We start from the raw sequence: 4,953 nt of genomic DNA on the forward strand, positions 1-4,953 counted from the left end.
CTGGATGAGTACCGCAAGCACATCGAGCGGGATGCCGCCCTGGAGCGTCGCTTCCAGCCCATCATGGTGGGCGAGCCGAGCGTTTCAGAGACGATCGAGATCCTGTTTGGCCTGCGGGAGCGCTACGAGCAGCACCACAAGCTGAAGATCTCCGATGCCGCCTTGGATGCGGCAGCCAAGCTGGCCGACCAGTACATCTCCGACCGCTTCCTGCCGGATAAGGCCATCGATTTGATCGACGAGGCTGCTTCGCGGGTGCGCCTGATCAACTCTCAACTGCCCCCGGCGGCGCGGGAGCTGGATCAAGAGCTGCGGCGAGTGCTCAAGGAGAAAGACGCTGCGGTGCGGGCCCAGAACTTCGACAAGGCTGGTGAGCTGCGGGATCGGGAGATGGAGATCAAGCAGCAGATCCGCGCCATTGCCGCTGCTAAGAAGGCGGAAGAAAGCAGCCGCAGCGAGATGCCCGAAGTAACCGAAGAGGACGTGGCCCAAGTGGTCAGTGCCTGGACGGGGGTGCCGGTGGCCAAGCTGACGGAAAGCGAGTCGGTGAAGCTGCTGAACATGGAAGAAACCCTGCACCAGCGCATCATCGGCCAAGACGAAGCGGTGCGGGCCATCTCCCGGGCCATCCGCCGCGCTCGGGTGGGGCTGAAAAATCCCAACCGCCCCATCGCCAGCTTCATCTTCTCCGGCCCAACAGGGGTGGGCAAAACCGAGCTGACCAAGGCTTTGGCAGCTTACTTCTTCGGTTCTGAGTCGGCCATGATCCGCCTCGACATGTCGGAATACATGGAGCGGCACACGGTCAGCAAGCTGATCGGATCCCCGCCGGGCTATGTGGGCTACAACGAGGGGGGTCAGCTCACAGAAGCGGTGCGGCGCCGCCCCTACACGGTGGTGCTCTTCGACGAGATCGAGAAGGCGCACCCGGATGTGTTTAACCTATTGCTGCAAATCCTGGAGGATGGCCGCCTGACCGATGCCAAAGGCCGCACGGTGGACTTCAAGAACACCCTGATCGTGATGACCTCTAACATCGGCTCGAAGGTCATCGAGAAGGGCGGCGGCAGCCTCGGCTTCGAGTTCAACACCAACGACGAGGATGCCAACTACAACCGCATCCGCAACCTGGTGAATGAGGAGCTGAAGCAGTACTTCCGTCCGGAGTTCCTCAACCGCGTGGACGAGATCATCGTCTTCCGGCAACTGACCAAGGATGAGGTGAAGCAGATTGCCGACATCCTGCTCAAGGAAGTGTTTGACCGCATGACGGAGAAGAAAATCCGCCTTACGGTCAGCGACCGCTTCAAAGACTTGGTGGTGGAGGAGGGGTATAACCCCAGCTACGGGGCACGCCCGCTGCGCCGCGCCATCCAACGCCTGCTGGAAGACATCCTGGCGGAAGAGATCCTGACTGGGCATGTCCGGGAGGGATCGGAGGTGCTCATCGATGTGGATGAGGAGCGCAAGCCCAAGGTGCTGGTCACGGAGCCGGAGCGGGTTCTCTTGCCTCAAGGGGCGGAGTAAAGCTGGCTTTGAGAGGTCCTCAGACTGCAAGGGATCCGTTGGGATGCTGCGGATCCCTTGTGGTCCTCAAGTGTTGTTTTTCTGGTGTTTTTCAGTTGAACAGACCCAGGCGTAGGAGATCTCTGGCATGGTGCAATCGACCTACTACTACTATGGCGGCGCTCCGGTTCGTACCCCACCCCCAGATTTGGCTTCGCTGCTGCTGCAGGAGCGCATTGTCTACCTGGGCTTGCCCCTTGCAGAGGAGTCGAATGCCAACGTCACCAAGCTGATCATCGAGCAACTGCTGTATCTGCAGTACGAGGATCGGGAAAAGCCGATCAAGATGTACATCAACTCGACGGGCACCTATAACTACGACACAGCGGCCTTTGCCATTCTGGACACCATGAACTACATCAAGCCGCCTGTGCATACTATCTGCATCGGCAATGCGATTGGGATGGCGGCCATGTTGTTGGCTGCAGGGGCCAAGGGATTTCGGGCCAGTTTGCCCAATGCCACCATCGTGCTCCATCAACCCTACGGTGGCACCCGCGGACAGGCCAGCGACATTGAAATTCGCACCCGCGAGATTCTGACTTTGCGCAACATGATGCTGGAGCAACTGTCCCGCAGCACGGGCCAGCCTATGGAGCGCATCAAGAAGGACACGGAGCGGCTATTTTTCATGACACCAGAGGAAGCCAAAGCCTACGGCCTCATCGATCAGGTGCTGACCAGTTCCAAAGTCTTGCCGAGGTTAGCAGCAGCCAAAAACTGAAGCAGAGGGATCCGTCGATGGTTCAAGTTCCCGTACAGCCTTTGACGGTGGGGGAGTACCTACGCCTCACGGACGGGCTTTATGAAGGATGGGTTGAACCTGAAGACGGGTCCATTCGGGAAGCCGAGGAGCGTATGAACACCCTCATTGAGCTGTTTCTGGTTGCGGAATTGCCCAAGTTTTTGCCCATCCAACGCCTCAGCTTGGGCCAAGTTGAGGTCGAAGTGCCCGCAGCCAAGGCTCGGTTGCGCAATCCAGAGGTGATGGCTTTACATCCCGCTATGTGAGCTTGCTGGGAAACGGTCGCGGAACCATTCGGCTGCCCATGCCCCCGCCGCTGCTGGTGGAGGAGGTGGTTTGCCCCGGAGTGGACCATGAAAAACGCGATGATCAAGACAAGCGCAAAGATTATGCTGCCCGTGGGATCCCAGTGGATCCAGCCAAGCAGTCCGTTTCCGCGGTGCGCTGGGTTGGCGGAGAATACGAAGGCGAGGTCAAAACTGGATCTGGACGCATTGTTTCCTCGGTTTTGCCCCAGCTGGATTTGAGCGCGGAAGATATCTTACAAGCGCGTCGTTCTGTGTTTCATACTTTGCCAGGAGAAACTTATGCCGATTGGAGTGCCTCGGGTTCCCTACCGTTTGCCCGGCGAGCCCTATAGCCAGTGGATTAGCCTTGACGATCGCCTGTACCAAGAGCGGATTTTGTTTATCGGCGAGCCCATTGACGATAGCTTGGCCAATACCATCGTGGGGGTGATGCTCTACCTCAACTCGCAGGATCCGCAAAAGGACATTGTGATGTACATCAATTCTCCCGGGGGCTCTGTGACGGCGGGCATGGCCATCTACGACACCATGAACCACATCAAGCCAGATATCGTTACGGTTTGCGTGGGCCAAGCGGCTTCGATGGGAGCCTTTTTGTTGGCTGCTGGCACCAAGGGCAAGCGGTTTGCCCTGCCCCACTCCCGCATCATGCTGCACCAGCCTTCGCTGGGCACGATCCAAGGCCAAGCCAGCGACATTGAAATTCGCGCCCGCGAAACTCTGCGAGTCAAACGACGCATGAACGAGATCTTGGCGCAAACCACCGGCCAACCGCTGGAGAAAATCGAGCGGGATGTGGAGCGAGACTTTTACCTCTCGGCCACGGAAGCTCAGGCTTACGGCATCGTAGATCGGGTGATCCAAGAGCGCTCGGAAGCCATGGCCAGCTAAAGGGATCCCCCCCTTTCCCCCAGCAACAGGTCGAGGGGTTGGGAAAGGTTGGGAGGGATCCCTTCAAGGGGTGGAGTTCAGTGGACAACGCTAGGAGAACCGGTCGGATGGGCCAACGGCTCTGGAGTGCAGGACTGGGCTGCTGCGCGGGTCTGCTGCTGCTTTGGCCGGAAGCTTGGGCACTGCCCCCTGCCGATGAGATCCCGGAAGAGGTGCTGCGGGCGCAGCCAGATTTGCGGGCTCGCTCTCCGGTCGATAATCAGCCCCTCACCGCCGACGAAGCTCTAGAACTCCAGGAAGCCTTGGCAGCTCGGCCCGAAACCGGATCCGTCTCCCCCGAGGTGGAACGGCTGATCTTTTTGCTCAGGCTGCGCAAAGGGTTTCGAGATCTGTTTCCCTTCCTGTTTTGAAGGTTCAGACCTGAAGAGGAGCCGGTGGGATCCCTTTTTGGTAACGGTAGGGTCCGGCGCGGGATCCCCAGGTTTGTTGGCCAGTGGCGGCGTCAAAGCCCCGATCCCAGGTGATGAATTCGCTGGGGGTGAGGTCGAACTCGATGTGGATATAGGTGCTATCCCCGGGGTTCAGACGACATTCTCCACCTGGCAGCATTTCGCCGTGGTAGCAGTCTGGGCGCTTTTCCACCAAAATGCGACAACCGGGCAAATGCTCCAGGTCGGCCAAGGAGAGCTGCGCCAAGCGCTGCGGATCCTGAGAGGCACCTGCCCAAGCTGCTTGATCCCGCAATTTGTAGTTCTCGATCCGCAAGGGATCCCCCAATACCTGGAGCACCCGGCTGCGATAAAACTGGCCCGGCGTGTGCTGGTTAAATTGCTCGGTAAAAAAGCCGATCCCCTCCAAGAACAGGTGGGGAAGGCGCACGTACCAAAGGCTGACCGGCACAAACCACACCGGCTCTGCCATCGCCTGGGCGCGGTTGCTGTAGTAGCCCTCCAGCCAATCGGCCAAGGTGTACAAGTCGGAATTGGATTTTTCGTCTACCATAGGGAGCTATGACAAAACTTACCCCCAGCTCTAGCTATAGCATTGCCCTGCGCATTCGCCTGCTCAACCAGCCGGGAGCCCTAGCCCGCGTCACCCAGGCCATTGCGGAAGTGGGAGGCAGCCTCAGCCAGATCGACCTCATCCACCAATCCCCTGCGGAGACGGTACGGGAGATCGCGGTGGATGCCGTCAGCAGCGAGCATGCCCAGCAAATTCGCGCCGCCGTGGCTGCCCTACCCAATGTGAAAGTGGAGCGGGTGGTAGATCGCACCTTTGAGCTGCATCGAGGGGGAAAACTGCAAGTGGTGGCCAAAAGCCCCCTGGAGAGCGCCGCCGATCTGGCCATGGCCTACACGCCGGGGGTAGGGCGGGTTTCCCTAGAAATTGCTGCCAACCCTGCCGCGGTCTATGAGTACACCATCAAGGGCAACAGTGTAGGCA

At 59.1% G+C, this 4,953-nt stretch carries 8 protein-coding genes; 7 read left to right on the top strand and 1 reads right to left on the bottom strand.

Features of this window, described 5'->3' with window-relative positions:
- The 6 genes from NW846_RS11590 to NW846_RS11615 all read left to right on the top strand — a co-directional run.
- On the top strand, positions 1-1,527 hold a 1,527-nt coding region (locus NW846_RS11590), incomplete at its 5' end, for an ATP-dependent Clp protease ATP-binding subunit (RefSeq protein ID WP_414516085.1).
- Between the two features lie 127 nt (positions 1,528-1,654).
- A complete protein-coding gene (locus tag NW846_RS11595) occupies positions 1,655-2,290 on the top strand; it encodes an ATP-dependent Clp protease proteolytic subunit (RefSeq protein ID WP_414381174.1) in 636 nt (211 codons plus the stop codon).
- A 17-nt stretch (positions 2,291-2,307) separates the two neighbouring features.
- On the top strand, positions 2,308-2,577 hold the full coding sequence (locus NW846_RS11600) for a hypothetical protein (protein WP_414516087.1): 270 nt from the start codon (positions 2,308-2,310) through the stop codon (positions 2,575-2,577).
- Positions 2,574-2,951, top strand: coding sequence for a Uma2 family endonuclease (locus NW846_RS11605; protein WP_414381172.1), 378 nt, complete (start codon positions 2,574-2,576; stop codon positions 2,949-2,951). Before NW846_RS11600 ends, NW846_RS11605 begins: the two co-directional genes overlap by 4 nt.
- Entirely contained in the window at positions 2,899-3,510 is a 612-nt protein-coding gene (locus tag NW846_RS11610; RefSeq protein WP_011432257.1) for an ATP-dependent Clp protease proteolytic subunit, read from the top strand. The genes NW846_RS11605 and NW846_RS11610 overlap by 53 nt, the downstream gene beginning before the upstream one ends.
- A 107-nt stretch (positions 3,511-3,617) precedes the next feature.
- Positions 3,618-3,920 carry a hypothetical protein gene (locus NW846_RS11615; RefSeq protein WP_414423903.1) on the top strand — a complete coding sequence of 101 codons (303 nt, stop codon included), beginning with the start codon at positions 3,618-3,620 and terminating at the stop codon, positions 3,918-3,920.
- Between the two features lie 4 nt (positions 3,921-3,924).
- Here NW846_RS11615 and NW846_RS11620 read toward each other — a convergent pair whose 3' ends face one another.
- Positions 3,925-4,512: a chromophore lyase CpcT/CpeT gene (locus NW846_RS11620; RefSeq protein ID WP_414516090.1), complete on the bottom strand. Its 588-nt coding sequence runs from the start codon at positions 4,510-4,512 to the stop codon at positions 3,925-3,927.
- Between the two features lie 8 nt (positions 4,513-4,520).
- Between NW846_RS11620 and NW846_RS11625 the strand changes: the two genes are divergently transcribed.
- A partial coding sequence (locus NW846_RS11625; RefSeq protein ID WP_414516092.1) for an ACT domain-containing protein occupies positions 4,521-4,953 on the top strand: 433 nt, incomplete at its 3' end.

It is taken from the genome of Synechococcus sp. W60.3 (assembly GCF_047502615.1).
Lineage (GTDB): Bacteria > Cyanobacteriota > Cyanobacteriia > Thermostichales > Thermostichaceae > Thermostichus.